This window comes from Pseudoxanthomonas sp. (assembly GCF_036845285.1).
Taxonomy (GTDB): Bacteria; Pseudomonadota; Gammaproteobacteria; order Xanthomonadales; family Xanthomonadaceae; genus Pseudoxanthomonas_A.
The window spans coordinates 1-5,260 of the sequence record NZ_DAIUEE010000029.1 but is presented as its reverse complement, the minus strand read 5'-3'; the positions used below and the strand labels follow the sequence as shown (position 1 = coordinate 5,260).

Here is a 5,260-nt window from a genome sequence, read left to right as displayed (position 1 = left end):
CGCCTCCGGCTACCGCGCAGACTGGGCGAAAAGGGCGGTTGAATTTCCTATACCCAGTCGCCTGGCGCTGTGCGGCGGCACCCACAACATGTTGGCGCCGAGTGTGGCGTTCCTGCAGCGCTGCTTCCTTCCGCTACTGGAACGCATGGGTGCGAAAGTCGAACTCGATGTCGAACGGGAAGGCTTGTTCCCGGCGGGGGGTGGACGCGTCGTCGTTCGTATCCGCCCGGCCAGACTGCGCCCTCTGGTACTGAACGAACGCGGGGCTCGCGTCGCCATCGGCGCGGAAGCGCTGGTGGCCAACGTTCCCGGGCACGTTGCTGCGCGCGAACTCAGCGTCGTGCGCGACTGTTTTCCGGTCTCGCCCGAGGAGAGCCATATCCGTGTCCTAGGTCATGACACCGGTCCCGGCAACGTCCTGTCGCTTTGGGTTCAACACGAGGCCGTGACGGAACTCGTGACGACCTACGGCGAGCGTCGTGTGTCGGCGGAAGCGGTCGCTGAACTACGCGAGAAGGACGGATCGCTCGAACAGATCAAGCCAGGCTCGGTGCTCGCGATCGTCGAGCGTGTGATGGACGAGTCGGCTCCACAGGCGCTTCGTGGCGATCTTCTCGAATTGCTGAACAGCCTCGACAAGGCTGCAGGCCCTGCGTCAGAGCAACTTTGGGAGCTGGCCAATAGGCCCAATGACAAGTTGTCCCTTCCCGCCGCGCAAGTCGTGATGCGGGTAGGCAGCGCTCATGCGCTTGATGCCGCGGTCCTCCTGCTCGAACGCTCCGACATCGAGCTTTCGATGTTGCCGCAGAGCTTGTGCTCGACACCGAACGCCGCAGTTCTCTTGGGTCCACCGGCGAAGAAGCGATTATCTGGGATCAACTGGTCGGAAGCGGGAGAGGCCGCGAAGTGGCTTGGTTGTCTCGATCCGATCGGCAATGCGGCGTTGCTCCGAGCCCATCTCAACCATCCCAGTTGGGAAACCCAGATTGCTGTGATCGCTGCGCTGGCTCCGTCGGCACAGTCCGATTCGAACACTCAGAAGGAGCTGCGCAAAGTTCAGCGCATGCATTGGTCGGGCCTGGTGCGCCAGAGGGCAGGGGAGTCGCTCCACCCACGTCAGCCCGAGGGCAACGCAGCCGACGAGATCCAGACGATCACGTTCAACTGCTTCCATCGGTGTCTGACCGATCATCTTCGCCGATGCGGAGACGAGCACGGCATCGTGGATGGACTGTACGTCAGCCCCAGCATGGGCGAACTCAGCGTTGAATGGGAGCGAGCGCGCCGTGTTCCAACACCCGCCGGGTTTCCCGTGGAGGTGCCTGAAGATGGTCGGCCGGAATACGGCACGAGTACGTATCTGCGCGTTGAGAACGGGTGGCTGTATGGAACGGACCGTTGGCACTACGACGGCGTCGTCGGATTCGTCGACGACCAAGGGCGCGAGTCGGCACTTGGAGAATGGGGCGAGGACGTCGTTGCCTTCGTCGATACACCACACTTCGGTACAGTGATGCTCGGCAGTTCGATTTTCACCGTGGGCGATGCCGGTCTCTTGGCGCAGATAAAGCGTACTGGTGATGAAATCTCGCTCCTGCCGCGCCTCACGCTACCCAGCCCGCCTTGGGGTTGGGCCTTCGCACCGAACGGTACGTTGCTGGTCGCTGATCCGTATGAGGCGGTGGCCGTGCTCGAGGATGGCAGCATTGAATCTCTGGCGTGTCCGGTACGAACGTCTACGCCGCAACCGCGCAGTCTGCTCGCGATGGCAAAGGCGGCGCCTCGCGCCTTGGGTGAGCGAGCCCAACGCGACCTGGACGATGCACTAAGGCTGCATGCGTCGGCGTTCGCGGCAGAGAAAGCACGCGCTCAGCAACTGGACCTGGACCCCGGCCACCGACAAGCCGCAGAGACGCCGAAGAACGTGAAAGGTTGGCTCGATCATGCACTGGATCAATGGCTCTATGCGTTCCTGGAGGCAGGACGCGCCGACGAGGCACTTCGCGTATTGGAGTCGATCGCAAGCGACGTCGCGACAGCCACGCCGGGCAGACGATTCCAAGTTTATGCGGCGGCGGGCCAACACGAACGAGCACGCGCGCAGTTCGAACCGACGTCCGATACAAAAGACGGTCCCGCGCTCAAGATGCAGGCGATGCTGGCTCTAGCCGAAGGTCGTGCTGCCGACGCCAAGGCGGCGCTCGGTCGCATTGTGGAACTGGCTGAGAAATCCCCCGTTCGGCCGGATGATGACCCATACCTCCCGCTGCTTCATGGGCTGATCGCCAATGATTGGCCGAAGACCGATTTGTCTTCGGACGACGCAAGCACTTGGCCTGGTCCGATCGTCGAATATCTTGCGGGTCGATCAACGGAAAAGGCTCTAGTTCGGGCGAGTCACACCCGCGATGGCCGTGCCGATCGAGAAAAGGTGTGTGAGGCGCTTTTCTTCAATGGCCTCAAGCTGACTTCGGAAGGCAAGTCACGCAGAGCGCGTGAGCAGTTCCGCGCTGCTGCCGAACTGCAGGTCCAGCACTTCCATGAACATGCCGTGGCAATGACCGTCCTTGGCAAGCGCGTCCGATGTCCGGGACGAAGCAAGTCTCCCGCTTGCACTTGTCCATGCGTCAGCTCTTTTTGGCGCGCCGCTTCTGCGGCGACGCGTCCGAAGCAGCCTTCGACGCCTGCAGTTCGCGGAAAATCCAGGTCGCCCATGCGACGGGATTGAGGCGGGCGTCCGCTGGCACTCCGGTCACTATCTGAAAGGCTTCCTCGGCGCGCGCCTTCGCGTGGTCTGAATGACCTATCAACGCGAGCAGTGGGCCGCGGCCTTCGGGAGCACCAACCAAATTGGCCGCCTCAGAGCGGAGCGGTGCGAGGCTAGCCTCGTCCTGCGCTTCAGCGACGAGATCTCGAATGCTCCGGTCATTGCCGTGCTCGGTCCCAGGTAGCCGCAGCACCGCCTCACTGAGCAAGGCGGTGACGCTGGCGGGGGAAAACAATGGGACCTCGTTGAACAGATCTAGCGCCATGTGGGCAGCTGCGACGGTGACAGGAAGTTCGCGATAGCTCTTTCGCGCCGAAGTAGAGAAGAAAGCTTCTTTCCACCACAGCAGGTTGGTGCGGCGCTGCAGGCCTGCGGTCGCGACACTTACAGCCTTGAGGGTATCGTCGACATAGGTAGATACGCTCTTCGCCAACTGGTTGAAGGGTGCGGCCAGATCCGGCTGCGTGATTTCGATCTCTGCGACCACAGCATCGAGCGTATCGGCGATCGCGTCTGCTGACAAACGTCCGAACTCATGGACCCAATGCTGGTTTTGCTGTGGCCAATGCTGGTTTCCGCCGGTTGCGAAATTTTGTCCCCGCTGGGGATCGTGAGTTTGGGGGCCAGCGGCCGCCCTCATTCTCTGCTCAAGCTTGGTTCGCTCCGTAGTCGCCGCAGTCACGCTCGGTGCCTCGATCTGCGGCGGCACGTATGACATCGGCGCAACCGATATCGACGCCGGAGTCGTCCACTCCGCCTCGGCGCGGATATCCACCTGCGCCTCAATGCGCGCGACGACATCCACCCAGATACCGCGCTCGTTGTCCGCACGCAGAAGCGGCAGGGCGTTGCGGGCAGACGCGACGAAGCAGACGCCAACGCGATCGTCATCCCCTGCGGCTGTCATGAGAGCGTCAAGCAGAATCGCCCGGATGACAGCGATCGGAGTGGAAGAAAAGGTATTGCGATAGGTGGTCCACCGCGCCTGAAGTGCGGCGAGTGCCTCAACGACAACAGGATCGCTCTCCGGCGCTTCGGGATCGAATGCGATGAGAGAGAAGCGCAGAGCCTTCGATGGCGTCTTTTTCAGCGCGTTTGCGAGATCCTGGGCCGCCTGCGAAAGCTTCTCAAGCTTGGTATCTTCCCCTCCAACATTAATGAGTCCATTGTTCAGAAAGCGTAGAAGTACAGAATCGTCCATTTGCTCTCCTATTGCAGCGTTTGGTTTTGTTCTACACGCAAAGATGATGTATTTGAACTCGAACCACGACACTGCAGGCAATCGCGCAGGGAAACTGACGCTCGTGACGCCCCCGGTTCTTGAAACCCTGCTCTCGCTGTTGAGATTTGCTGTTACTTCAGGAGACGCGCTGCGGGATTGTCTTCAGCTTGCCCTGCCTGAAAGTATCCCACGACGCTCGCTACCGAACGATGCTCAGTCATAGCCATCACCGCCGGAAGCGGCACCCCCTGTTTCCCAGCCTCGGTCACAAAACCAGACCGAAGGCTATGCGCCCCAAAGTCCCCGTTAAGCCCCGCCAGTGCCGCCCGCCGCTTGACGATCTTCGCTACCGAACCAGGGAGTAGGGCGGGGCCGACCCGGTTCTTCCAGATGCGCCGAAAGATCGGCCCCTCCGAAATCTTCGCCGCCCCAAGCCACTCTGCAAGCGCGACGGCACTGCGCCCAATGATCGGTTTATCCGGTGTGGATCCGGCGGTCACACCGGATTGCTGTGTCTTGCTGTGCTCCAAGCGATAGACATAGTTCTGATCACCGGACTTCCGAAGGTCCCGCATATCCGCTGCGGCAATCTCGCTACGCCGACGTCCGCCGCTCGCAAAGCCAAAGCAGAGTAGGGCGCGATCGCGAACTCCTTCGAGAGAGTCATCGCAGGTCGCCAACATGGCCTCCAGTTCCACGCGAGTAATCGCGGTCTTCTTGCTAGCACGTTCACCGCGCTTTACTGAGGATCGTCGAGCGCGACTTAGCAAGGTCCGTACGGTGGGCAGCTCGCAGGGGTTGTCGAGACGCTTGAGCTTGTGAGCTGTCGATAGCACGGCAACTCGCTGGGTGACCGTGGACAGCTTCAGGGTCCCGAGACTCGCCTTGAGGCCCGCTGCGACGAGTGCTGCGTCCACCTCAGTGGGAAGCTCCGTGACATACCCGGTCTTGCTCTTGCGCACGATGTGATCGACGAGAAACTGAATCACCGTGGCTTCACCGACCGGAAGCGTCATCTCTGCTCCGTAGCGCGCCTGATACCAGCCCGCCCAGTAACGCAGGGCAGTGGCGTAGCTGCGTGTGGTGTTGGCGGCCGCGGCTTCGGCCAGCAACTCGCGAACAGCGTCGGCAGCCTTCGCCGCCAGCTGGTCCGGAAGGAGCAGTGCGGAGGCCGCGGCCGGCACAGCAAAAATAGCGTGTTTTCGTTTCATACTATGTAGTCGGCCCTGCAAAATTCATCCAGCAACCGCGTGAGCGACAGCCCACCGATG

3 protein-coding genes are annotated in these 5,260 nt (G+C 61.5%); 1 reads left to right on the top strand and 2 read right to left on the bottom strand.

Annotated features, from left to right (window positions below; translation table 11 throughout):
- Positions 1-2,728, top strand: a 2,728-nt coding sequence (locus V7060_RS18400; protein ID WP_334180657.1) for an RNA 3'-terminal phosphate cyclase, incomplete at its 5' end; no start/stop codon positions are given.
- Here V7060_RS18400 and V7060_RS18395 read toward each other — a convergent pair.
- Positions 2,628-3,968 (bottom strand): GTPase-associated system all-helical protein GASH, encoded by a 1,341-nt coding sequence (locus V7060_RS18395; protein ID WP_334180656.1) that lies wholly within the window; start codon positions 3,966-3,968, stop codon positions 2,628-2,630. The two genes, V7060_RS18400 and V7060_RS18395, sit on opposite strands and share 101 nt — an antisense overlap.
- A gap of 152 nt (positions 3,969-4,120) precedes the next feature.
- Positions 4,121-5,200: a site-specific integrase gene (locus V7060_RS18390; RefSeq protein ID WP_334180655.1), complete on the bottom strand. Its 1,080-nt coding sequence runs from the start codon at positions 5,198-5,200 to the stop codon at positions 4,121-4,123.
- Positions 5,201-5,260: the final 60 nt, after the last annotated feature.

Bases quoted from the DNA above. Each gene is read 5' to 3' on its own strand.
- V7060_RS18395 (WP_334180656.1), bottom strand. From the start codon at position 3,968: ATGGACGATTCTGTACTTCTACGCTTTCTGAACAATGGACTCATTAAT.
- V7060_RS18390 (WP_334180655.1), bottom strand. From the start codon at position 5,200: ATGAAACGAAAACACGCTATTTTTGCTGTGCCGGCCGCGGCCTCCGCA.